This window comes from Mycolicibacterium celeriflavum, from assembly GCF_010731795.1.
Lineage (GTDB): Bacteria > Actinomycetota > Actinomycetes > Mycobacteriales > Mycobacteriaceae > Mycobacterium > Mycobacterium celeriflavum.
Genome location: NZ_AP022591.1, coordinates 1,849,203 through 1,871,817, shown reverse-complemented (window position 1 = coordinate 1,871,817; position 22,615 = coordinate 1,849,203). Strand labels below are relative to the sequence as shown.

The following is a 22,615-nucleotide window of genomic DNA, read 5'->3' as shown; positions in this document are numbered from 1 at the left end:
GCTAAACGCGAAAAGCGATGCAGCTGTAGCGGTCCCGGATTCACCCATGTAAAAGAGACGGCCCCCTCGTTGCCGAGGGGGCCGCCGCTTTTTGACCTACTTAGTTGCTGGAACCGCTGCCCGAGCCGGAGCCGCTGCCCGAGCCCGAACCGCTGCCCGAGCCGGAGCCGCTGCCCGAACCGCTGGCCGAACCGCTGCCAGAGCTGGAGCCGCTGCCCGAGCCGGAGCCGCTGCTCGAGCCGGTGCCACTACCCGAGCCGGTGCTGGTGCCCGAACCGCTGCCAGTGCTGCTGCCGGAACCGTTGCTGGTGCCCGAACCGCTGCCCGACCCGGTGCTGGTGCCACTGCCCGAGCCGTTGTCGTCGCCCTCGCCCTCGCCCTCGACGGAGCCTTCGCCGTCGACGGAGCCTTCGCCGTCGGCGGAGCCGGAGCCCTCGCCCTCGACGGAGCCCTCGCCCTCGACCGAGCCGGTGCCCTCGCCTTCGACTGAGCCCGAACCTTCGCCCTCGACCGAGCCGGAGCCTTCGCCTTCACCGGAGCCGACAACCGCACCTTCTCCGGAGCCCTCGCCTGCGCCAGTGCCGGCGCCCTGGTCGCCGGTGCTGATCGTGAGGGTGTCACCGTCGAAGCTGTAATCGGTCGGGGCCCCTTGTACCACAGTGTCTTTCGCGGCAAGGGGCTCCGGGGCGGCAGGGGGCTTTATCGCCTCGGCAATCTGGTTGGGCAGCGTGACCGTTAGGTAGGAAATAAGACCACGGTCGAGCAGACCCTGCCACTCTGAGGGGGAGGTGGCCGGCGTGAATCCGTTGACTAGAGCGCTGATCGCCAGCACCGGCAGGTTCACCAGGTTGGCGGCGGCGTCCTCGAAGTTCCCTGCGGTCAATGCCTCCCGCGTGGCATCAAGAAGCTCCGCTGACTGGAGGATCCCGCCGAGCACCGGTTCGAAAATCGCCTTGGTGAGGCCGAACTCGGACACGACATCGAGCAGGTCGGGCAGTTTCTCCGTGCCGGGGAGGGCGTCCACGAACTGAGCGGGGATGGAGAGGATCGGAATCAGCGGGCGTACCCCGCCCAACACCCTGAGCACAAACCAGCCGTTGATCTCCGAGAACGCCTCCACGAACTGCCCCTGCGACAGGTAGGTCAGCGACTCGGTCACAACGATCGGGAACTGCTCAGCAGCTGCTGTCAGGTTCTCGACGGTGTCCGAGAGGGCTGGATTGATCGTGGAACCGAAGTTCGTATTGAAATTCACGAACTGTTCCAGCAAAGGACCCGGGTTGAGGGTGTTCTGAATCAGGACGTTCGCGACTTCGTGGAAGATATAGCCAGTGCTCAGCGCCTTCACCAGATTGGAGCTCGCCTCCGTGGAGCCCTCGGTCAGGGTCTCCAGGCTTGCGAAGGTGTTGGCGATGGTCTGCTGCCACACGACGAGCGGATTGGTGGCCGCCGTGAGTTGGACCGCGGCCTGTGCCACGCGCTCCTGGATGTCCTGAATATTGGGCATCGGGGGGGCTACTGGGCTGACCGCGATCACGCCGGCACTTGCCATCGCGACGCCAGCAACCAACAACTTGGAGCTGCGTCGAGTCGAAGGTGAGTAACCAGGCGAGAGATCGTAAACCGGCGAGTCGGCATGAACTGCGAGTTGCACCTTGTCTCCTGTTGTGCCTGTAAATTTGCCAGATGGCTGCTGAAGATTAGCTGAGGCTAACCTAACGCACAAGTGCTTCGCCAAACTAATCAGAACGTGACTTGCGGGGCGACCCGGCCATGGCGCAGAACCCCTAGAAGCAGGGATATCGCAGCTGAAACATGGTAATTGCCAAGTCACGAAGCGACTGGGGCGTAATTTACACCAGAGTCACTCGCGGTGGGGAGCTACCTTCATCCGCACGGCGTGACCTTCGCCACGTCGTGGCTGACCATCTGCTGCACGAGGTGGCATGGAGTTGCTGCGGTGATGTTCGACGTCTCGGCGAGGATTTACGGAGCCAGGGAACAGAATTAGCCCTGCGCCCAACAGTCGCATCTGGGTACCCACGTCGGGCAAAGTGATCGGCAACGCTCTATTGTCTTCGCCCCGCCCGGCTGTCTCGAGGGCAGGACAGCCGTGGTCGCCACAGTCGAAGCGGCAGAGCAGAACTGAGCGATCGTCGCGGTCACGGCAGCACGGTGCGCATCAACATCACGTTGTAGGCCGACCACAACGACAGGTTGAAATACAGTTCCTTGCCGGTCGACCACGGGTGCAGGTACGGCGCGTAGATGCCGCCGGGGATCTCTGCGGAGCGCACCAGCAACTGCTCGGGCCCCCACGGCCCCTGCGGGGCGGGCGCCATCCGCGCGACGACATCGTTGGCGCCGTTGCAGTACACCACCAGGTACTGCTTGAGATAACTGTTGAACTGGGCAGACATTTCGCCCACCGGCCCGGGGATCACCGAGGTGGCCGCACCGGGATCCCTTGGCACCCAGGCGTTCTGCGTGGCGTTCCAATACTCGTATCGATTGGGGTCGGGTACCGCTCCCTGCGGAACGCGCGCCACGTACGCCGCACCGCCGCGGCCGGCCGGCGTCCCGAACATGTACAGGTAGGGGTCACTAGGACCGGGCCAAAGAAACGCGGCCTGCTGGAAGTTCTCGTTGCCGCGGACATACCTCGCGCCTTCGACGCCGCCCTCGCGTGGCGTCCGCACGCTGCCCGGGTAGACACCCCAACGCTCGCCGTTGTCGGGGGACACCGCGATCGCCGAGAAGTTCGTCGTCCACCGCCCGTCGCTGTCCCAGCTCTTGATGGACATGAAATTCACGTACTGCTTGCCGCCGACGGCGATGCCGGCGGTCGGGATGATGCCCTTCTCGCTCGCCGCCCACTTGGTGCTGTTGATGATCTGCTTGGAGAGACCCGGCGCCCACAGCGGTGAACCGGAGTATCGGTTGGCGAGCACGCCGTCGGGTATTGCGATCGTCTTGGAAAGCGCGCCGTCCTGGGTACGGAACAGCGTGTTGTACCGCCACTGCTGACCGCGCACGCTGCAGTAGCCGTAGGTGTCGCCGAAGGCCATCAGCACCTGGCGGTTGCCGGGATCGCCGTTGTCCCACATGATCCCGAGGTCGGTGCCGGTGATCGCGAACCGCCCGACGGTGTTGTTCGGGCTCTCCGGCCCGGTCACCCAGCCGACGAGTGTCGTCCCCGGCGGAGCGGGTGGCGGGGGCGGCGTGGGAGCCGCGGCGGCCGGAAGCTGTTGAGCCGCAGGTTGATCGGCGGATGGCGGGGGCGGGCTCGGCCGCACGTCGGCCTGCTGCTCCACGGTCGCCGAACGGGGCGACAGCGAGTTGAGGATCTCTGCGGGCAGTCGCCCGAGGCGCGGTGAGGGCGCCTCCTCGTTGGTGCCGCGCGGCCGGTGGCCCACCGGTGGCCCGCCCGGCAGCGCAGGCGTTGCTTCGGTGTTCGGCGCGGCGGGTGGTTGTGCGGCCGCCGCGGCACCGGTGCAGGGTTCGGCCGTCGCTGGCGGGGCCACGCCGAGCACGAAGCTCAACCCGATCACGGCTGCCGATGCCACCGACATCGGGGCGATTCGCGGACGCGGCGACATGTCACACCTTTCCGAAGGCGGACGTCGGGCTGACGTCAGCGATGGGCGGATGTGACGTTAGTGAACAAAGAGACGGTTGTGATCTTCGTGCGCGGATGGGTATCCATCCGTGACCGTGTCGCAACCTGCTTCGGCGCACGTGTGCCCGGTGTGCTCACCGGTCGCGCGGGGTATCAACAGCCGCATGACCTCCGCGGCGAAGGCGCACACCAGCGATTCCGACGAGCCGACCGGAGGCAAGCTCAAACGTCGCATCACCGGGCCACTGCTGTTTCTGTTCATCCTCGGCGACGTGCTCGGAGCCGGCATCTACGCGCTGATGGGCGTGCTGGCCGAGGATGTCGGCGGGGTGCTGTGGGCGCCGCTGCTTGTGGCGCTGTTGCTCGCGCTCCTCACGGCCGGCTCCTACGCCGAACTCGTGACCAAGTATCCCAAGGCCGGTGGCGCGGCGGTGTTCGCGGAGCGCGCGTTCGGCCGACCCGCGGTGTCGTTCCTGGTGGGATTCTGCATGCTCGCCGCGGGGGTGACCAGCGCGGCCGGCTTGGCGTTGGCCTTCGCCGGTGACTATCTCGCGACGTTCGTCGACATCCCGGTCGTGCCTGCGGCGATCGCGTTCCTGGCGTTGGTCGCCTGCCTCAACGCGCGGGGCATCAGCGAATCGGTCAAGAGCAACATGGTCATGACGGTGGTCGAGTTGACCGGTCTGCTGATCGTCGTCATCGCGGTCTCGGTCATGGTCGGCGCCGGCCGCGGCGACCTCGGCCGGATCACCCAGTTCCCCGACGGCGCGACGCCGGCGCTGGCGATCCTCAGCGCAGCGATCGTCGCGTACTACTCGTTCGTCGGCTTCGAGACCTCGGCCAACGTCGCCGAGGAGATCCGCAACCCAAGCAAGGTGTACCCCGCCGCGCTGTTCAGCGCGCTCATCACCGCGGGCGTTCTCTATGCGCTGGTCGGGCTGGCGAGCGCGACTGCGTTGCCCGCCGATGAGCTCTCGAAGTCCTCCGGGCCGTTGCTCGAAGTGGTGCGGGCCTCAGGTGTGGGCGTGCCGGACTGGTTCTTCAGCGCGGTTGCGCTGGTCGCGGTGGCCAACGGCGCGCTGCTCACGATGATCATGGCGAGCCGGCTCACCTACGGCATGGCAGAGCACGGCCTGCTGCCCAGCGTGCTCGGTCGCGTGCTGCCGCGCCGGCGCACCCCGTGGGCGGCGATCGTCGCGACGACCGCGGTCGCGATGTTGCTCAGTCTGCTCGGGGATCTATCCACGCTCGCCGAGACGGTGGTGCTGCTGTTGTTGGTTGTGTTCATCTCGACAAACGTCGCGGTGCTGGTGCTGCGCCGGGACCAGGTCGAACATCCGCACTTCCAGGTGTGGACGGCGGTGCCGGTGCTCGGCGTGGCGTCCTGCGTGCTGCTGCTGACCCAACAGACCGCGACGGTGTGGCTCTACGGCGCGATCCTGGTGGCGGTGGGCGCGGTGCTTCATCTGGTGGCCCGCGCCGCGACGCGACGCTGACAACACCGAAGGACTGCGTTCGCGCGCATTGGGTTACACCGGTGCATTACGTTCGCGGTCAACAGCTCATGGAGGGGGTGGACGAGGTGATCATCCGGATGGCGGCCGTCCTGACAGTTCTGGTCTGTCTTTTCGGCTTCGGCGGTGGACGAGCGTCGGCGTTCCCCGGCGGCGATGCTGCTGGCGCGCTGATGATCGGCGGGATGAACCGCACGTATCAGGTGCACGCCCCGGCCGGCCTCGATCGTCCTGCCGGTCTCGTGCTCAACTTGCACGGCGCCGGGATGACCGGACCCGCGCAGGCTGCGGCGACCAACTACAACGCGATCGCCGATCAGTACGGCTTCGTCGTGGCGTATCCCGAGGGCGTCGATCTCAGCTGGGCCGACGGGCGCGGCGCCTCGATTCCGGACCGCCAGGGCGTCGATGACGTGGGTTTCCTTGTCGCACTTGTGGACCGACTGCGTCAGGAGTACGGCGTCGAACCCGGCCGCGTGTTCGCCACCGGGACGTCGGCGGGCGCCTTCATGGCGTCGCGGCTGGCATGCGAACGTGCCGACGTCTTCGCCGCCGTGGCACCGGTCGCGGGCACGCTGCCAGCGGGATTCCCGTGTGCGCCGTCGCAACCGGTTTCAGTGCTCGAGGTGCACGGAACGGCGGACCCCGTCGTGCCGTTCGGCGGCGGACCGATGGTCGGCCGCGGGGGACCCAGCGAGATCGTGGCGGCGCCGGCGATGGCGCAGCGGTGGCGTGAGCTGAATGGTTGCCCACCTCCGGTCGACGAGGTGCGGGGAAGCGTTCACCGGTTCACGGCCGCGGGCTGCGCGGGTGGAACCGAGGTGGTCTTCGTGCAGATCGACGGCGGTGCTCATGTCTGGCCGAGCGGTCCGTTCGCACCGTTCGACGCGTCGCAGTCCACCGGCCAGTTCTTCGCTACCCACGGCAGGTGACCGAACACCTAGCCGTCAGCAGGTCAGCAGCAGACACCCGGCGATCGGCCCGCCACCGGCCGCGGCGACGGCCACCTCGGGGCGACGCGCCAGTTGCCGGTCGCCGGCCTGCCCGCGAAGCTGCAGACACGCCTCATGCAGCAGCCAGTAACCGTGCATGCGGCCCGCCGACAGTTGACCTCCGTAGGTGTTGAGGGGCAGCGCCCCGTCGAGCGCGATCCGGGACGCTCCTTCGACGAACGGGCCCGCCTCGCCCTCCCCGCAGAGCCGCAGCGCCTCCAACCAGGCGAACGTGAGAAACGTGAAACCGTCGTAGAGTTCGGCCACCTCGACGTCCGACGGTGTCAAGTCGGTGCGTGACCACATCTCGTCCGCGGCTTCGGTGGACGCCATCTTCGGAAAGTCCTCGCGGTGAAACCACCCACCTGAACCATAGGCTCCGCCAACGGCTTGCACGCGCACTGCAGGGTGCGGGCAGTCCGGCGCGTAGTCGACATGGGAGATCGCGAACGCGATCGAGCCGTCGACGGGCACGTCGCAGTCGAACAGCCCGAACGGTGTGGACACCGGCCGCGACGCCAGATAGTCGTCCATTGTCATCGGATCTCGGTAAACGGCAAGCGGGTTGAGTCCGGCATTGCGTCTGCTGTTGATCGCCAGCCAGCCCAGCTGTTCCTTCGTCGTCCCGTACAGCTCCATGTGCCGCCTGCAGTGCAGTGCCAGCCAGTTCGCCGCCGAGTAGGCGTGGGCGGCCAACAGCTCATCGATGTCGTCGAACGGCCCGAGCTTCCGCCGGGTCCCGGGTATGTGGGGCTCGACGGGTGGGTTAGCAAGCGGGTTGGGCTCGGACGTGGGCGGCGATTGCGTCATCGTCCCGCCGAGCATCTGCACGGTCCGGTAAACCAGCACGTGCCGTGCGCGCCGCTCGGATACCGCCATCATCGCCGACATCACAGGGGTGAGCACCCCACCGGTGGGAAACCCATACCCTTGATCGACAGCACGGTTGCCAAGCGCCGCAACGACTTCGGCCAAGGGGGTGTCGCCGAAGGTGACGACTCCGTCGATATCGTCCGGTGTCAGGCCGGCATCGGCGACGGCCGCGCGGACCGCCTCCATCGTCAGGTCCAGCCCGGGGATTCCGGTGCGCCTTCCGATGCGGGAGATGCCGACTCCGCTGAAGATCGCATCTTTTTCGAAGGTGCTCAACCGGTCACCGCCTGCTGGTCGCCGCTTCGACTTCCGCGGCGCGGAAATCGGTCTGTGACTTCAATCAGTGCAGACTGTACTTTTCAACCATGCCTGATGAGGCGCCTCCCGGGGGGCAACTGCTGATCACTCGATGCGTGCGCTGCGAGCGGTGGGTGTCGCCGTCGGCCGCGGACTGCCCCGACTGCGGGGCAGAGCTCACCGCGCATCCGGTGTCGGGGCGCGGCACGGTGTTCACCTATACGGTCAACCACCAGCCGTTCAATCCCGCTGTGCCCGTGCCCTATGTCGTCGCGATCGTGGAACTCGACGAGCAGCCTGATCTGCGCATTGCGGCGAACATCGTGGACTGCGAACCGGATTCGGTCCGCGTTGGTCTTCCAGTCGAGGTGCGGTTCGAACAACGCTTTGACGGCGAAGGTTTCGGTGCCGTCTTCGCACCGCAGGAGTGAGTTCGCCCGTGACGGTGGCTTACGCGCCGCGCTTGAGATGGGGCATCGCCGCGGGTTCACGCACCTGCTCGCGGAGTCGGCGAAGGGCCTGCGCGAGCAATCGCGAGACATGCATCTGCGAGTAACCCATGCGTTCGGCGATCTGCGTCTGCGTCATGCTCTCGAAGAACCGCAGGACCAATACCGTCTGCTCACGCTCGGGTAGCGCCGCGATCAGTGGTCGTACGGTTTCGAGGTCGACCACTTTGTCGATGTTGGGATCGATGTCGCCCAGGGTGTCACCGACCGACCGGTACTCGTCGTCGGCGGAGGTCTGGATGTCGGTCGACAGGGTCGAGTAGTTGCTGCTGGCGATCGTCGCTTCCATCACTGCTTCGCGTTCGATACCGAGATGTCTGGCGACTTCCGACGGGGTCGGCGCGCGACCGATCTGCTGTGACAACTCGGCTCGCACCTTGACCAGTTGCCCTTGCAGATCCTTGAGGCGACGCGGCACCTTGACCGCCCAGCCGAAGTCACGGAAATGGCGGCGCACCTCGCCCATGATGGTGGGGATCGCGAACGACAGGAAATCGGCACCGTTCTCGGGATCGAATCGGTTGACCGCGTTCACCAATCCGACGCGAGCCGCCTGCACCAAGTCGTCGATCGGCTCACCGCGGTTGCGATATCGGCGTGCTATGTGATCGGCAAGCGGCAGCGTTCGTTCCACGATCGCCTCCCGTTGCCGGCGGTAGGCGACCGACTCGGGGTCGAGCGTCTTGAGGCGATGGAACATGCCCGTCACGTCCGCGTATTCGGATCTCGGCTCTGACAACACACAGGCTCCTTACTTGCGACCCTGCCGTACCGGTCACAGGGCTCGGATCTGAACCTGCGGTTGAAGCGGTTTACCCATTCGGGCGGCGTGCCGAAACATCGTCGGCGGGCCCGTCCTGGCTATGCGTACGCCTCGATGGCGCCTCGCGCCGTCAAGCTGCGAGTACTCACTGCTTGCTCGGTGCAGTGGCGGGCATCGCGTGCCGGCCGTACGGGCGCTGTTGCCGTCCCAGCCGCGCGGGCGCGCTGACCAGCGGGCTGTCCCAGACCGCACCCGTCAACACTGCGGCGCCCAGGGCCGTCAGCCCGGCCATCGCGATCAACGTGTCGGCGTCCATGGCTCCAGGCATACCCACCGACGGCCGAATAGGAACGCGACTCGCCGAATCATGTCGGGAGCGGTGAAGGTTAAGCGCCGGACCGCGCGCCGCCGGCGGCCGTCACCGGGTCCTTATCGGTCTCCAACGCGGTGCCCTCGATGTCCACGTCCGGCACGTACTTCTCGAACCACCGGGAGTGGGTCCACATCCTGCGGCCCAGGATGCTCATGATCGCCGGGATCAGCGTGAGCCGGACGACAAAGGCGTCGAGGAATACGCCGACGGCCAAGGTCAAACCGACGGACTTGATGATCGGGTCGCCGCCGGCAAGGAACGCGATGAACACGCCGAACATGATCAAGGCGGCCGCGGTGACCACCCGCGCGGAAAGGCCGACTCCGTTGCGCACCGCATCGAGCGCGTCCTCGGTTCGGCTGAGCTCCTCCTTCATCCGAGAAACCACAAACACCTGGTAGTCGCTGGACAGTCCGAAGATGATCGCCAACACGATGATCGGAAGGAAGCTGATCGTTTCGCCGGGCGTTATACCTAAAAGGCTTGCCCCCCAACCCTATTGGAACACCGCGACCTGGACGCCCAAAGCGGCGAACACCGAGAGCAAAAATCCCACAATCGAGGTGATCGGCACCAGCGCGGCGCGGAAGGCGACCGTCAACAGCACGAACGCCAAGCCGACGACAACAAGGAGGAACATCGGCAGCGCGGCGGCCAGCTTGTCGGAGGTGTCGATGTTCGACGCCGTGGTGCCGCCGACGAGAATCGTTGCGCCGGTTTCGCCTTCGATCGCCTGTCGGTCAGCGCGGATGCGCTTGACCAGGTCAGCGGTGGCGGGGTCGTTGGGGCCCGTCGCCGGGATGACCTGAATGATGGCGGTGTCGTTCTGGCTCACTCCCGGGGCCGCTTGGGCCACGCCCTCTTCGCGGCGCAGATTGGCGGCAATGGTGTCGGCCGCGCGGGCATCACGCGCCGAAGAAAGGTCGGCGACGACCAAGAGCGGCCCGTTGAACCCGGGTCCCAGATGCTGCGCGGTCAGGTCGTAGGCCCTGCGCGAGGTGTTCGATTCGGGCTGCGAGGACCCGCTGGGCAGGCCGAGGTGCATCCCGAGGGTCGGCAGGCCGATGAGGATCAGCGCCGCAGTGCCGACCACCAGCAGCGGCTTGCGGAACGCGACGACGAACCGGCCCCAGCGGGCGCCCATGGTGCGGTGCGGGGTGTAGGCCGCGACCTGTGCGACCTCCTTGGCGCGGCCGGGTTGCAGTGGCGTCTTGATGAACCTGGCGACCCGCCTGCCCGCGAAGCCCAGCAGCGCCGGCAGCAGCGTGATCGCGATCAGCAGGGCGATCAGTACCGAGGCGGCGGCGGCCAGGCCCATGTAGGTGAGGAACGGGATGCCGACGATCGACAGCCCGCACAGTGCGATGATCACCGTGAGCGCGGCGAACACCACGGCACCGCCTGCCGTGCCGACCGCCAGCGCGACCGATTCCTCCATCGGCTTGAGCAGCAGCACGTTGTTTCGATAGCGGTTCAAGATGAACAGCGCGTAGTCGATACCGCAGGACAAACCCAGCATCAATGCGAGTGAGAAAGCCGCAGTTGGCATTTCGACCAGCGCTGCAGTAGCGAAAATGCCTGCCGCGCCGATGCCCACCCCGACGCATGCGGTGATGATCGGAAGTCCCGCGGTGACGACCGCGCCGAAGGTGACCAGAAGGATGAAGAAGGCGACGACAATTCCGATGATTTCCGGCAGCTCGGAGATCTTGACCTTGTAGCCCGGGTACACGCTTCCCGAGTACTCGACCTGCACGCCCGCGGATTGCGCGGGTTCCATGGCGGCTTGCACAGCGCTGAGCGCGGCGTCGTCGACCTCTCCCGGTGGCGCCTTCCACTGCAGCGTGCCCAGTCCGACATTCGCGTCGGGGGACATCAGCCGCGTCTGGGCAGGGCCCGCTGCGACCGCGATTTCGGGGATCGCTTGCAAGTTCTGCAGAGAGCGGTCGATGGCGCCCGCGATCGCCGGGTCGGTCAGCCGGCCGTCGCCCGGTGTCGCGAACGTGATCTGGGTCTGGGCGCCGCTGAACGCGGGCAGGTTCTGCCGAAGTTGTTCCACAGCCCGCTGAGACTCGGTGCCCGGAATGCTGAAGTCGTCACTGGGTTCGCCTCGCAGGCCGAGACCCGCCGCCGCGACACCGACGAGTACCGCGAGCCACACGCCCAGCACCAGCCACCGCCGACGGAAACTGAAAGCCCCAATCGCATACAAGTACTTCGACATCCAGTCTCCTGGCTCGTCGGTGCAAAAATCGCAGGACGTATTCCCCTTCCGATCCCGGTTATGCATGCGAACGGCGAACTGTGACGCGCAGCGCAGCTGCCGCCTTCCGGTGAGCGGAGTTGCCTGCTGCGCGGCGAGGTCACGTTCGCGCGATGTTCTCGACGATGATCTCGCAGGCGGTTTCGTAGAACGCACTGATGAGAGTGGAAAACGACAACTCGAAGGGGTAGATCATGTGCACGTCGAGCGAATCGAGGTCCCAGTCGGGCAGTACCGGCACGATGCTGCCGTCGCGCAACTCCTCGGTGCAGATGATCTGGGTGGGCATCGCACCGATACCGAGCCCCTGCAAGATGTACTGCTTGCACACCTGAAAGTTGTTCGCACGCGCGCGGACTGGTGGAGTCAGTTCGCGTCGCCCATGGCGTCCGGTGACCGCGAGCCGACGGGGACCGCCGAATCCGAAGTCGATGAACGGAAGGGTGTTCAACTGCGCCGGTTCGGTGATCGGCTCGGATAATCCCGCGACGAATTGCCTTGACGCGCAGAGGAAGAGCTCGAGGCTGAATACCTTGCGGGCGATCAGCGTGGAGTCCTGCAGCGGGCCGGTGCTGAACACCACGTCGAACCCATCGCGGATCGGGTCGACCATGTTGTCGACCAACCGGATGTCCAACCGCGAATTCGGATAGTGCCGCAGAAACGCCGCACCGACCCGCGACGCGTAATCGATGCCGACGAAGACCGGGATCGCCACCCGCAACTCCCCGCGCGGTTCCCGCCTGCTGCCCTCCACCAGCGCGCGGACGCCGTTGGCCTCGGCCAAGATGTTCACCGCGTGGCCGTACACCTTCTCGCCGAGATCGGTCACGGTGAGCTGATGGGTGTTCTTGCGCAGCAGCTTGATGCCCAGGTCGGACTCCAACTTGGCCAGCCTGCGGCTGACCGTCGACTTCGGCATTCCGAGCAGGGCCGCAGCTTTCGACAGGCTTCGGTTCTCGACCACCTTGCCGAAAATCAGCAGGGCATCCACATCGAAAGGCAGGTTCTGTTCCACAGCGGATACGCATCCTCTCGGTCTCAAGCCGTTCCAAATATGCAACAGGGTGTTGCGTTTACGGGTCTGTTTTGGCTATTTCGGCGGCGGTACCTTCGGCCTACCGTCTTCAGCCCGACGGAGGAGAGGCCCGTGAGCCACGACAGCCTGGTGACGAAGCCCGCGAGCGGGCACTGGACCGACGCCTACCCCGAACTCGGTCGTGGTCCGGTGTCGCTCGAGGACTGCGTTTCGGAGGAGTTCTACGAGAAAGAACGTGAGCACGTCTTCCGAAAGACCTGGCTCTACGTCGGGCGCGTCGAGCGAGTGCCGAAGTCGGGCAGCTACTTCACGCGAGAGCTGACGTTCCTGAACACCTCGGTGATCGTCGTGCGGGGCAAGGATGGCGTGATCCGGGCGTTCCACAACATCTGCCCGCACCGGGGCAACAAGATGTTGTGGGAGGACGACCCCTTCGAGGAGGTCGAGGGCCGCGCGCCGCTGCTCTACTGCCGCTTCCACGGATGGCGCTACAAGCTGGACGGCTCGCTACATTCGGCGACCCGCAAGGACCTTTTGCTCGACTTCGATCCCGACAGTTGCCGCGTGCCCGCCATCCAGTGCGACGTGTGGGAGGGCTTCATCTTCATCAACCTCAACCCCGACAACACCGAACCGCTTCGCTCGTTCCTCGGTGAGTTGGCGCACGGAATCGAGGGGTATCCGTTCGCCGGTCCGCACCAGGTCTACAAGTTCAAGGTCGAATTGCAGTGCAACTGGAAGATTTTCGTCGACGGCTTCGCTGAGAGTTATCACGGCCCCTATCTGCACGCGTCATCGTTCGGCGCGCTCACCGCGGAGGCCAGAGACGCGTTCGACCAACCGAATCCGTTCACTGACGCCCTGGCGTACCAGCTCAAGGGTCCGCACCGGATGTTCTCCTTCTCAGGTGAGCCATCGCGAAAGACGCCGTACTCCAAGCCGATCGAGTGCGTCTGCGAAGCCAGTGCGGCCGGGCCGTGGAACAAGAAGGCCGACCGTGGCCCGATGCCGCCGGGTATCAACCCGACCCGGTCGGAGAAGTACGGCTTTGACTCGTTCCAGTTCTTCCCGAACTTCGTGTTGATCTTCGGGGCGTCGGGTTTCACCGTCCACACACACTGGCCGACCGGGCCGCACTCGCACATCTTCGAAACGGAGGCGTACTACCAGCCGCCGACGACGCACAAGGAGCGCCTCGGCCAGGAGCTGACGGTCACCTTCCTCAACGACATCATCCTCGAGGACGCCAGCCCGTCCGAGGGCCTTCAGGCCATGCTGAACAGCGGGGCGCTGACCCACTTCACGATGAACGACGAGGAAATCTTGCTACGTCACTTCCACAAGGTCGTCGGCGACTACGTGAAAACTGGAGTGATGGGGGAGAGGTCACGCGTATGAACGCCGCTCTGCCACCGGAGTTCTCGCATCTCGAACATCTGGTGCCCGAATGGGCCATCGAGGATGGCCACGAGCGCTATGTGAAACGTGTCAACAGCTCCATGGCGCAGATCCGCGCCTTCTATGACGAGATCTTCCCATCCGCCGATGAAGCACTGGCCTACATCGACAAGTTCGACTACTCCGAGCCGCTGCCCGAGGACGTCGCGAACCTGCGCAACCTCCTCTACTCGCTGATCACCGTCGCGCTCGCGGTCGAGTTGTGGAACCAGCCGCGAGTCAAACACTCGGCCAACACGATTCTGACGAGAGTAAGCTGAGCCGCCGTGAGCCTGACCTCCGCGCAACTGGACATCGTCGACTTGACGCCCAGCATTGGCAGTGAGATCAGAACCGATCTCGACACGCTACTGAGTGGCCGTGAGGCCGAAAACATTCGCGCCACCTTGGAACAACGCGGTGTGGTGTTTTTCCGCGGGATGCAGATCAGCGACGAACAGCAGGTCGCGATCGCCAGAACGCTGGGCACCGTCGTCGGCAATGAGGGCGAAGACGGCATCTACAAGATCTCTCTCGACGAGAACGTCAACCAGCGCGCGAGATACCTCAAGGGCTCGTTGTTCTGGCACTTCGACGGATCGCTGCAGCCCTATCCGAACCTGGCGACGCTGCTGCGGGCGGTGCAACTCTCGGACACCGGCGGCGAAACCGAGTTCTGTAACACCTACGCCGCCTACGACGATCTGCCGCAGTCCGACAAGGACCTCATTGCCGGGCTTCGCGTCGTGCACAGCGCCGAGCGGTCGCAGTACTACGTGACACCCGAGATGAGCTACGAAGAGATCGCCTTCTGGCAGAAGTCTCCGACCAAGGCGTGCCCCATCGTGTGGACACATCGGTCCGGACGCAAGTCCCTGCTGCTCGGGGCGACCGCCGACTATGTGGTCGGGATGCCGGCCGAGGAGAGCAGGGCACTGCTTGCGCGGCTTCGTGATTGGGCCACCCAACCGCAGTATGTCTACCGGCACGAGTGGCAGGTCGGCGACCTGCTCATCTGGGACAACACCGGGACCATGCATCGAGCGCTGCCCTATGCCGTCGACAGCGGCCGCCTCATGCACCGGACGATCCTGGCGGGCGAAGAGCCGCTGAATTGAAACTCGGCATCGCGACACCCGTCGTCACCAATGTCGCCGGTGCGGCACTCACCTGGGAGAAGGACGCCTCCGTCGCCCACATCGGCCGCATCGCCGAAACGGCGGACAGGCTCGGCTACCACCACCTGACCTGCAGCGAGCACATCGGCATTCCGGCGTCCGAGGCCGGGCGACGCGGCGCACGGTACTGGGACCCGCTGGCCACGCTCGGGTACGTGGCGGCCCGCACCGAACGCATCCGGCTGGTCACAATGACGCTGGTGTTGGGGTACCACCATCCGCTGGCGATCGTAAAGCGTTACGGCACATTGGATCACGTCAGCAACGGACGCGTCACCCTCGGCGTTGGGGTCGGCTCGTTGAAGGAAGAGTTCGACCTTCTCGGTGCGCCGTTCGACGACCGCGGTCCCCGGGCCGACGATGCGCTGCGAGCATTGCGGGCGGCGCTGTCGAGCAACGAGCCGTCCTACGACGGCGAGTACTACTCGTTCGGCGGCCTCATCGTCGACCCCTGCGCGCTGCAGCGCCACATGCCGATCTGGGTCGGTGGGCGGACCAAACGCTCACTGCGACGCGCACTCACGCTCGCCGACGGGTGGTGCCCGTTCGGCATCTCGGTCGCCACCGCGGGTGAATGGCTGCGTGCGCGCGAGGTGCCGTCCGGCTTCGAGGTCGTGCTGCCCGCCGACCACCCACTTGACCCGGTCGGCGAACCCGACTCGACCAGGAAAGCGTTACGCGCGATGGCGGCCGCGGGCACGACCGTGGTGTCCGCGCGGTTCGTCCATCACTCGGTCGAGCACTATCTCGAGCAGATCCACGCGCTCGCCGAACTCCATCGCGAAGACGAAGGGTGACCATGGCCTCAGACCCCGAAGACCCCGAGGACGCCGGCTACCCGCTGCTGACGCCGCTGACGGCCGAGGAGTGGGGTGATGATGAATACGCCGCCGTCGGCGCGCTGATGGGGATACCGGGCGAGGACGTCCCGCGGGCCGGCTCTGGGGATGCCAGGGACCCGCTGAACTTCGACATCATCGGCGTTCTGGCGCGCCACCCGAAGATGGCGCGGAAGTTCCTCGGCTACAACGCGTTTCTGTTGCAGCAGGGCGAACTACCGCTGCGCCTGCGGGAACTCGCGGTCCTACGGCTGGCCTATGCCCGGCGCTCATCGTTCTTCTGGGGCGAGCACGAGAAGATCGCCAAAGCCGGCGGCCTGTCGGACACCGACATCTTCCGGCTCACTCGGGGCAACGCTGAGTTCGACGGAGTCGACCGGCTGGTCCTCGAGGCGACCGACGAACTGCTCGATCGAGGCCGAGCGACGCCCACGACGTGGCGGCGCATGGTCGACGAACTCGGCACCCACCAGGCGATGGAGCTGATCTTCGTCGTCGGCACCTACGGGATGCTGGCGATGGCGTGCGACACCTGGCAGCTCACCGCGCCGCCGGGGGGCGCGGCCCTACCGGACTAGGTACTGTCCGTCTCCGGGGCCGGTTCGCTGTCGTCGCGCCGGGCCCGTCGCCGCCAGCTCCGCACGCCCCGGTGGGCGGCGAACGCGCCGACGACCCCGGTGGCACACCACACCGCGATCGCGACGTAGGTCAGCGGCGAGTTCAGATCCGAGATCGACGCGCCCAGCGCGGTGTAGACGAACGCCCGGGGTACCGAACCGATGAACGCCCCGACGGCCATCTGCCACAACGGAACTCCGAACGCGCCGAATGCGTAGGAGGCGAGCGCATCGGAGATGCCCGGCACGAAGCGCTGCCCGACGACGGCCCACAGTCCCCGACGCGCGATCAGATCGTCGAGACGGGTGGCCCGCTCGTCGCCGAGAAGCGCACGGGCGCTGTCGCGTCCGGCGCGCCTGCCGAGGAGGCTGGTGACGACCGCGGTGCCGACCGTGGCGCCAAGCGTGACGAAGGTGCCCAGCACTGGACCGAACAGCACACCGCTGGCGGCGGCCAGGATCGGGCCAGGCACGAACACCGCGCCCAGCAGTGCCGAGATCACGACGTACGCGAGCGGCGCCACGGGTCCGGTGGCCGCCACCGTGCTGCGGACGTGGTCGACGTCGACGACACCCGTGACCGCGACCAGATAGAACAACCCCAGCAGGAACGCCGCGAACAGCACAAGTCGAAGGATGTGCCGCCGACGCGTGGCGGGGCCGTCGCTGATCGTCATGTCCAGGCAATCCTGCCGCATCGGGAAATGGAAAGGCGTTCGCGAGTGAGAAGCCACGCCCGTGGCGACGGTCGGTTAACAGCCGTGGCCGCTATTTCGGCGGCCGCGGCTACGGCTGTGGGTAGGGCGCCCAGCGCTTGTTGAAACCGGCCTTACGCAGGGCAAGCTGGTCTCTGCGCTGCGTCTCGGTGACGAATGCGTCCGCCGGCAGATAGCCGGGCAGCGCGGCGTGCGATACCACCCGCTGGTTGACGATGTGGGGGGCGTCGTCGCCCAAGTCTTGGAAGCGGATCGCAATGGTGCCCTGATTCAGTCCGGACGTGGACACCCAATTGGCGGCACCCGGATCGGTCGGGGAGATCACGATTGTGTAGGTGCCGTCCGCATTGCGAACGGCCTGCTCGTTGTTCAAGCTCGCGGGCTCGTTCCAGTAGTCGCCCGTGATCGTCCACACGTTGTACGTGGGGACGATGAAGTAACCGGCGTCGCCCGGATCGATGGTCAGCACCAACGCTTCCTTGTCGCCGAGTTGGAAGTGGCCGTTGCTCTGCAGCTGGTTGGCCAGGAATTCCGCGTTGCTGGTCGGCTGACTCACCTCGTTGACCGGCCGTGGCTCGCCGGTCTCGGGATCGTTGGTCGCCAGCGCCATGTACTTGGCCTGCTCGGATCCACCACGCACCGCCAGGATCACCGCGGCGAACACGCCACGCAGCGTCGGCGGCATGTAGGGCAGCGGCGGCACCAGTGAGACCAGCGTGGTGAGCAGAGGGTTGCCGCTGACGAACTGGCCGAGGAAAGCGAACCCGCCGATTTGGGCGAACAGGCTGTCGGGCGGCCCGGCCACCCGTTCGATCGACAGGCTCGGCGGCTCTTCGGAGTTCCAGTCGCCCAACGTATCTCGCGCCGCGATGATCGTCGACGACGAAGTCAGCTGCAGGTGGTTCTTGCGCCCGTTGGCCGGTTGCGTGCTCACGGTGATCGTGAACGTGCCGTCCTCGTTGATCTCCATGTCGTCGGCGCTCAGGATCGACGACGTGGTGCCGGCGAGGCCTTCCAGGACGCTGAACGTGGTGTCGGCGGGCCTGCCCTCTGCGGTCATGTTGTTGAACCGACCGGTGATCACATACTCCGACGCCCCATTGACCCCCATGAAGCGGTAGACGGTGTCGGGGTTGTCGTAGAGGATCCGGGAGCCCTCGACGGCCTGTCCGAACCACGTGTGCGGTGGGGCGACCTGAGTGACGACCTTGGGATTCATCGAGTCGAGCAACTGCTGTTGGAATGCCGCGGCCATCGCGTACTCGTCGACGGCACGGTCCAGCGCCGCCATGTTCTCCGCGTCAATGCCGTTGGGGTAGAGCTGCTGTGCAGCGGACAGGAATTGTTGGCGCAGAACGAGCTTCATCACCGCGACCGGCAGCGTGTTCGCGGTCTGCGCAGCGATCCGCTCTGCTTCGAGCTGCTCTGGCGTGGCTAGTGGGCTGACCGCTTCGGCTTCGACGTCCTCGGCTACCAGAGCGGCCACGGGTGCGCCCGCCGCGGAGGTGAACGGCGCCACGATGCGGCCGATCTCGCGGCGCGCAAAGCCCAGCATGGCCCACAGCATGGGCGGCTGCGGCGGCGCCGTCGGGCCGTTGGCGGCCTGAGGACCGAAGCCGAGTGCGGAGAGCAGGGTGCCGGCCAGCTTCTGCACACCGGTGGTGACGGTTGTGGCGGTCGTCTGCGGTGGGCTGGTCAGTGGCAGCGTCGAGGTCTTGGCCGGGGCGGCCGGTGGCATTTCGGGTTCGGCGGTAGATGTGTTGCGGGATTCTTCGGTGATGGTCTCGTCGGCCGTCCTGTCGACCACCCGCAGGGTGCGCTGCACCGGACGTGGTTCGGTGTTGTCACCGAATACCGTGTTCCGCTTCAAATCACGCCCTTTGTCGTCGGATAGACCCGACGACTGCAGCGGTGATGACAGCGGCGGATCATCGCTGTGGGACGCGTCTGCGTCTGCGTCGTCGTCGATTTCGGCCATGTCGTCAACGTCGTCGGTTTCGGCCGTGTTGTCCGTATCGGTCGCGTCTTCCTTGGTTTCGTCCCCATCTTCTGCGCCAACGCCATCGGTGTTCTCGACGGAACCTTCGTCGTCCGCCGGATCATCCTCATCTGGGTCGACGTCGGCGGAGAGCCCCTCGATGCCGTTGTCCCCTTGGTCGTCGTCGAGCGCTTGTCATCCGGATCTGCCGCGCCTGTCTTGGTTGCCGAACCCGACGCGCCCGACGCGCCTGTCGTGCCTGCCGAACCCGATGCGCCTGACGCGCCCGACGCGCCCGTCGAGCTGTCGGACGAACTCGAGGCGCCGTCATCCGCGGCGGCGAGTCCGGGGCTGTTGGCGATTGCGACCCCGACACCCAGCGCGACCGCCAGCGCGCCGACCCTCCCGATGAACCGACCGTATGTGTTCGGCGTCGTTGCCACGGCGGGAGTCCTTCCGCGAATACCGCGCGGAGTGCGGATCGGTTGACCGCAACTCCTTTGCGGGTACCGTAGCCAGGTGGTTGCTGCTCCGGCAAGGGTTTCTTCAATGCCGTCAAATTGCCCTCACCGCGTCCATTGGCATGTACCATTTGGTACATGATTACCGATGCCACGGTTGCGATCGACGCGCCGGCCGACGTCGTCTGGAAGGTGTTCAGTGACGTCGAGCGCTGGCCGGAGTGGACCGCCTCAGTGACCCGACTGGTGGCGCTTGACAGTCCAAAGTTGCTCGTGGGCAACCGGTTCGAGATCAAACAACCGCGTATGCCGAAGCTGGTCTGGGCGGTAACCGAGGTTTCGCCCGGCGCCTCGTGGACGTGGGTGCAACGCTCACCCGGCGGGCTGACCGTGGCACGCCACGAGGTGATTCCCGATTCGGGTGCCGGTACCCGTGTCGAACAACGGCTCGAACAACGCGGGCCGATCGGGGCGTTGGTCGGGCTGTTGATGCGCTCGATGACGAGGCGCTACCTCGACCTCGAGGGCGCGGGCCTCAAGGCGCACTGCGAGCACCTGTATCGGCTCGATGGCCCGGCCTGCTGACCTCGAGCGTCGACGGGAACTACTCGACGCGCTGGTGTCCGAGGTTGCGGCCCATGGAATCGGCGGTCGGTCGCTTCGCGATCTCGCCGCAGCGGTCGGCACCAGCCACCGCATGCTGCTGCACCATTTCGGCTCGCGTGACGATCTGCTTGTGGCGATCGTCGGTGAGGTCGAGCGCCGCCAGCGGGAGCTGATGCGGGAGCTGCCGGCGGCTCCCGCTGATGCGATCAAGGCGATGTGGGCGAACCTGCGGAGGCCGGACCTGCGCTCGTTCGAGCGGCTCTTCTTCGAGTGCTATGCCCGCGGTGTGCAGGGCGAGCTACCGTTCGCCCGGATGCTGCCGGGTGCGGTCGACGACTGGCTCTCAGAGCAGCCGCACGCCGAGCCCGCAATGAAGCGCCTCGGCCTGGCCGTCGTACGCGGCCTGCTGCTGGACTTGGTCGCGACCGAAGATCTCGAGGGCATCGACGCCGCAATCACCGCCTTCGCCGATCTCCTGCGCGCCGCCGAGCGCCTCTCATGAGTTCAGTCCTCGCTGCTGCGGCGCTGGCCGATGAAGTCGAGCAGGCGGGGGTCATCGGAGGTGAAGACGTCGACCTCTTCGCCACCGTCGCAGCGCAGCAGTGCGACCGTCACGCTGTTTCCCCGCCGGGCGCGCACCTCCCAGATGGCCCCGGAGTCCTGCCAACGCTGCAAATCCGCAATTCGGTCCACCGGCATGGCCCTACCATCCCACCGTATGGGTGGACACCCAAGCATCGAGATCGCGCGGGTCTACGACGAGCCCAGCGGTGAAGGCACCCGGGTGCTCGTGGACCGGTTGTGGCCGCGGGGATTTCGCAAAGACGATGCGCGGATCGGCCGATGGCTGCCGGCGGTCGCCCCGTCGACCGAACTGCGGCGCTGGTATTCGCATCAGCCGGAAAGGTTCGAGGAGTTCGCCGCCCGCTACGCCGCCGAACTGGACACCGAGGAGGGCGCTGCGGCGCTGGCCGAGCTGCGCGCGCTGCTCCGCGAAGGACCGGTGGTGCTGGTGACCGCCACTCGCAACGTCGAGGAAAGCCAAGCCGCCGTCCTGCGCACCCTGCTGTCTCGGGCAGCGTGAGACGATCGGACCATGCGTCCGAAAATGTCGCGATGACCGTCGTTCTCGCGCTGCGCTGCGCAGACGGGCTGGTGATGGCCTCCGACTCGCAGATCACCGACCCCGAGCGGGGCCTGAGCTATCCGGCCCAGAAGCTGCATCCGCTCGGCGAACGCGCCGCGTGGGGCGGTAGCGGATCACGCGCCGTGCTCTACGACCTCGAGCAGATCTTCGACAACGAACCGGACGCGATCATGGAAGCGCCCGACGTCGGCCGTGCCCTCCAAGGCCGGGTCCTGCCCGTGCTCGAGCACCACTACAAGAACTTCATCGCCGACGTGCCGGCGGGTAAACCCGGCGCCACTCCGGCGACCTACGTCCTCGCGGCGGGCTACGCGGGCGGCGAGCCGTTCATCATCGACATCGATCCGCACGGTTTGATCGGGCACTACGAAGAGCTCGGCTTCCACGCCGTGGGCAGCGGCTCTCCGATGGCCCAGCAGGCCCATGCGCTGCTGGCGCACTTCGGCATGGCCGACCGCGATGTCAACTACGGCGTGGTGGCCGCGTTACGGGTGCTCGACGCCCTCGACGCGTCCTCGCCCAGCGTCGGCGGACCGATGGATATCTGCCGTATCACGCCGGAGGCGGCCGAGCACCTCGACGAGGACGCCGTCTCCGAGGTCCGCCGGCAGGTGCACCGCTGGACCGAGCTCGAACAGAAGGCCCTCGACGACTTGTTCGGGTGACGGCCGCCGACAACCCCATGTGGAAGGTAAGTCTTGCCTTACTCGGTCCGGTAAGCTCGACGGGCGATGACCGAGATTGACGACGCACCCTCGCCTGTACTTCCGCGGGAACTGACCGACATTTCCGACGCGGTCCGTGAGGTTGCGGCGCCGCCGACACCGACCCTCGCCGAGCCCTACTTCATCAGGCTCGCCGATGCGGACGCGGACGCGGAGATGGTCTCGGAGTGGATGAACCGCCCACATCTGGTGGAGGCGTGGGAGTACGACTGGCCGCCCGAGCGTTGGCACCGGTATTTGAGCGCACAGCTGGCCGGCGAGTACTCCAGGCCGATGATCGGCAGCTTCCGCGGCCAGCCGTTCGTCTACATCGAGCTGTACCGCGCCGCCAAGGATTCGATCGCGCCGCGCTATGCCGCCGACGCGCACGACATCGGGCTGCACGCGGCGATCGCGGAGATGCGGTTCGTCAACCGCGGCATCGCGCCGATCCTGTTACCGCGGTTGACCGCCAACATCTTCGAGCTCGATCCGCAGTGCCGGCGCATCATGTTCGATCCCGACCACCGGAACAAGGGCGCCCGTGATGTGTGCGAGTACGCCGGCTGCGAGTTCCTCGGCGAACACGACATGTCGAACCGGCGCATGGCGCTGTACGCGCTGCCGCGCAGTTCTTAGCGCGAGAAGGCGCGAAGTTTCCCGAAATGCCTTGAAAGTTGGGCAGTTTCC

23 protein-coding genes and 1 pseudogene are annotated in these 22,615 nt (G+C 66.2%); 14 read left to right on the top strand and 10 right to left on the bottom strand.

What is annotated here, in order from left to right; genetic code table 11:
* Positions 1-100: 100 nt before the first annotated feature.
* Together G6N18_RS24330 and G6N18_RS09175 are read right to left on the bottom strand one after the other, a co-directional pair.
* Positions 101-1,654, bottom strand: coding sequence for a hypothetical protein (locus G6N18_RS24330; RefSeq protein ID WP_179962386.1), 1,554 nt, complete (start codon positions 1,652-1,654; stop codon positions 101-103).
* Positions 1,655-2,162: 508 nt separating this feature from the next.
* Entirely contained in the window at positions 2,163-3,599 is a 1,437-nt protein-coding gene (locus G6N18_RS09175) for a glycoside hydrolase family 183 protein (protein WP_109749452.1), read from the bottom strand.
* A 184-nt stretch (positions 3,600-3,783) separates the two neighbouring features.
* On the opposite strand from G6N18_RS09175, the gene G6N18_RS09170 reads away from it, so the two are divergent.
* On the top strand, positions 3,784-5,115 hold the full coding sequence (locus G6N18_RS09170) for an APC family permease (protein ID WP_083002097.1): 1,332 nt from the start codon (positions 3,784-3,786) through the stop codon (positions 5,113-5,115).
* A 68-nt stretch (positions 5,116-5,183) separates the two neighbouring features.
* The gene (locus tag G6N18_RS09165) at positions 5,184-6,065 is read left to right on the top strand and encodes an extracellular catalytic domain type 1 short-chain-length polyhydroxyalkanoate depolymerase (RefSeq protein ID WP_083002094.1); all 882 of its coding nucleotides are present in this window, start codon (positions 5,184-5,186) and stop codon (positions 6,063-6,065) included.
* 15 nt (positions 6,066-6,080) lie between these two features.
* Here G6N18_RS09165 and G6N18_RS09160 read toward each other — a convergent pair whose 3' ends face one another.
* A complete protein-coding gene (locus tag G6N18_RS09160) occupies positions 6,081-7,274 on the bottom strand; it encodes a thiolase family protein (RefSeq protein ID WP_083002091.1) in 1,194 nt (397 codons plus the stop codon).
* Between the two features lie 89 nt (positions 7,275-7,363).
* On the opposite strand from G6N18_RS09160, the gene G6N18_RS09155 reads away from it, so the two are divergent.
* Entirely contained in the window at positions 7,364-7,726 is a 363-nt protein-coding gene (locus G6N18_RS09155) for a Zn-ribbon domain-containing OB-fold protein (RefSeq protein WP_083002088.1), read from the top strand.
* A 19-nt stretch (positions 7,727-7,745) separates the two neighbouring features.
* Here G6N18_RS09155 and G6N18_RS09150 read toward each other — a convergent pair whose 3' ends face one another.
* From G6N18_RS09150 to G6N18_RS09135, 4 genes and pseudogenes are all read right to left on the bottom strand, one after another.
* Positions 7,746-8,543 (bottom strand): SigB/SigF/SigG family RNA polymerase sigma factor, encoded by a 798-nt coding sequence (locus G6N18_RS09150; protein ID WP_083002206.1) that lies wholly within the window; start codon positions 8,541-8,543, stop codon positions 7,746-7,748.
* Positions 8,544-8,712: 169 nt separating this feature from the next.
* Positions 8,713-8,883: a hypothetical protein gene (locus G6N18_RS09145; protein ID WP_163689748.1), complete on the bottom strand. Its 171-nt coding sequence runs from the start codon at positions 8,881-8,883 to the stop codon at positions 8,713-8,715.
* Between the two features lie 70 nt (positions 8,884-8,953).
* Positions 8,954-11,164: pseudogene (locus G6N18_RS09140) on the bottom strand (MMPL family transporter).
* 139 nt (positions 11,165-11,303) lie between these two features.
* Complete coding sequence (locus G6N18_RS09135) at positions 11,304-12,221, bottom strand: LysR family transcriptional regulator (protein ID WP_083002085.1); 918 nt, start codon at positions 12,219-12,221, stop codon at positions 11,304-11,306.
* Positions 12,222-12,353: 132 nt separating this feature from the next.
* Here G6N18_RS09135 and G6N18_RS09130 point away from each other — a divergent pair, with 132 nt between their 5' ends.
* From G6N18_RS09130 to G6N18_RS09110, 5 genes are read left to right on the top strand one after another with little or no spacing between them, the layout of a single operon-like run.
* The gene (locus G6N18_RS09130; protein ID WP_083002083.1) at positions 12,354-13,640 is read left to right on the top strand and encodes an aromatic ring-hydroxylating oxygenase subunit alpha; all 1,287 of its coding nucleotides are present in this window, start codon (positions 12,354-12,356) and stop codon (positions 13,638-13,640) included.
* A complete protein-coding gene (locus G6N18_RS09125) occupies positions 13,637-13,960 on the top strand; it encodes a hypothetical protein (protein ID WP_083002080.1) in 324 nt (107 codons plus the stop codon). Before G6N18_RS09130 ends, G6N18_RS09125 begins: the two co-directional genes overlap by 4 nt.
* Positions 13,961-13,966: 6 nt before the next feature.
* Positions 13,967-14,797 carry a TauD/TfdA dioxygenase family protein gene (locus tag G6N18_RS09120; RefSeq protein ID WP_083002077.1) on the top strand — a complete coding sequence of 277 codons (831 nt, stop codon included), beginning with the start codon at positions 13,967-13,969 and terminating at the stop codon, positions 14,795-14,797.
* Positions 14,794-15,654, top strand: a complete 861-nt coding sequence (locus G6N18_RS09115) for an LLM class F420-dependent oxidoreductase (RefSeq protein WP_083002074.1) — start codon at positions 14,794-14,796, stop codon at positions 15,652-15,654. Before G6N18_RS09120 ends, G6N18_RS09115 begins: the two co-directional genes overlap by 4 nt.
* A gap of 2 nt (positions 15,655-15,656) precedes the next feature.
* Entirely contained in the window at positions 15,657-16,274 is a 618-nt protein-coding gene (locus G6N18_RS09110; protein WP_083002072.1) for a carboxymuconolactone decarboxylase family protein, read from the top strand.
* Here G6N18_RS09110 and G6N18_RS09105 read toward each other — a convergent pair.
* Together G6N18_RS09105 and G6N18_RS09100 are read right to left on the bottom strand one after the other, a co-directional pair.
* Complete coding sequence (locus G6N18_RS09105) at positions 16,271-16,990, bottom strand: TVP38/TMEM64 family protein (protein WP_083002069.1); 720 nt, start codon at positions 16,988-16,990, stop codon at positions 16,271-16,273. The two genes, G6N18_RS09110 and G6N18_RS09105, sit on opposite strands and share 4 nt — an antisense overlap.
* Before the next feature lie 109 nt (positions 16,991-17,099).
* The gene (locus G6N18_RS09100) at positions 17,100-19,007 is read right to left on the bottom strand and encodes a DUF1214 domain-containing protein (protein ID WP_083002066.1); all 1,908 of its coding nucleotides are present in this window, start codon (positions 19,005-19,007) and stop codon (positions 17,100-17,102) included.
* Here G6N18_RS09100 and G6N18_RS24800 point away from each other — a divergent pair.
* From G6N18_RS24800 to G6N18_RS09085, 3 genes are all read left to right on the top strand, one after another.
* The gene (locus G6N18_RS24800) at positions 18,966-19,496 is read left to right on the top strand and encodes a hypothetical protein (RefSeq protein WP_163689842.1); all 531 of its coding nucleotides are present in this window, start codon (positions 18,966-18,968) and stop codon (positions 19,494-19,496) included. The genes G6N18_RS09100 and G6N18_RS24800 overlap by 42 nt on opposite strands.
* A gap of 110 nt (positions 19,497-19,606) precedes the next feature.
* Complete coding sequence (locus G6N18_RS09090) at positions 19,607-20,053, top strand: SRPBCC family protein (RefSeq protein WP_083002060.1); 447 nt, start codon at positions 19,607-19,609, stop codon at positions 20,051-20,053.
* Positions 20,037-20,576: a TetR/AcrR family transcriptional regulator gene (locus G6N18_RS09085; RefSeq protein ID WP_083002057.1), complete on the top strand. Its 540-nt coding sequence runs from the start codon at positions 20,037-20,039 to the stop codon at positions 20,574-20,576. Before G6N18_RS09090 ends, G6N18_RS09085 begins: the two co-directional genes overlap by 17 nt.
* 2 nt (positions 20,577-20,578) lie before the next feature.
* On the opposite strand, the gene G6N18_RS09080 is transcribed toward G6N18_RS09085, so the two are convergent.
* Positions 20,579-20,773 carry a hypothetical protein gene (locus tag G6N18_RS09080; RefSeq protein ID WP_083002054.1) on the bottom strand — a complete coding sequence of 65 codons (195 nt, stop codon included), beginning with the start codon at positions 20,771-20,773 and terminating at the stop codon, positions 20,579-20,581.
* 19 nt (positions 20,774-20,792) lie between these two features.
* Between G6N18_RS09080 and G6N18_RS09075 the strand changes: the two genes are divergently transcribed.
* The 3 genes from G6N18_RS09075 (at position 20,793) to G6N18_RS09065 (ending at position 22,564) form a co-directional block, all read left to right on the top strand.
* Entirely contained in the window at positions 20,793-21,158 is a 366-nt protein-coding gene (locus G6N18_RS09075; protein WP_083002053.1) for a DUF488 domain-containing protein, read from the top strand.
* A gap of 32 nt (positions 21,159-21,190) precedes the next feature.
* Positions 21,191-21,886, top strand: a complete 696-nt coding sequence (locus tag G6N18_RS09070; protein ID WP_083002051.1) for a proteasome protein — start codon at positions 21,191-21,193, stop codon at positions 21,884-21,886.
* A 66-nt stretch (positions 21,887-21,952) separates the two neighbouring features.
* Positions 21,953-22,564: a GNAT family N-acetyltransferase gene (locus G6N18_RS09065; RefSeq protein WP_083002049.1), complete on the top strand. Its 612-nt coding sequence runs from the start codon at positions 21,953-21,955 to the stop codon at positions 22,562-22,564.
* Positions 22,565-22,615 lie beyond the last annotated feature (51 nt).